1 protein-coding gene is annotated in these 749 nt (G+C 39.5%); it reads right to left on the reverse strand.

Translation table 11 applies throughout. From position 1 onward, the window contains the following. Window positions 1–453: 453 nt before the first annotated feature. Window positions 454–749, reverse strand: a 296-nt coding sequence (locus KIV40_RS31165; protein WP_285353171.1) for a hypothetical protein, incomplete at its 5' end; no start/stop codon positions are given.

The following is a 749-nucleotide window of genomic DNA, read 5'->3' on the forward strand; positions in this document are numbered from 1 at the left end:
TTTGCGCCGAATGCTACCGATACCGCTGCGGCCAAGAAACAAGTTTTGAGTGTGTTTTTCATGTTATTCATTACCCTAGTAATCGACACTCTCTGTTATAGAGCTAAAAGCAGAAAGAGCCACGTCATTGTGAATTTCTATGATTCGCATTGTATTCACAGAACTACTTGGTTACCGTGATCTAGTGCTATTGTATTACTTAAATTTCAGGCTAAACACTAAGGTAGTGAGATAAGTCACACTCAAAAAGCACAACGTGTCTTCATTTAGGATAATAGTTATAACGATTAATCAGGTCTATACTCTGAATTTCTCAACCAAATTTGGCTTGGATTCAAAGCAAGTTATCAATTTTAAATTAAAATATAATAGTATTTATTCAGAGTGGGGATTAAGTGGATGTCTGGATCAGTTGGCTACAGAAACACTCTGCCTAATAACACAGACGATCAGCTAAAAACTACTAAACGACTGAGGAAGTCGCTGCTCTTCATCCCAACCTGATAGCTCAATATTGATGAGTGATTTGCGCTGCTCATTACACAGTGAAGCGATATTGATGATAGGAAGTTGGCTACGGAACTGGGCGGTGAGTATCACCTTTTTACGCTCGTTAAGGCCGTTTCGGCATTGCGCCAAAATCGAGTCTGTCTCTAATTGGTGTGCGTTCTTGATAACCTGAATATCAGCATTTTTTTGATAGTAACTTGTGAGCCAAGATATCGCCTGCTCTTCTAGGCTGGTAAGCA

It is taken from the genome of Vibrio sp. D173a, assembly GCF_030248475.1.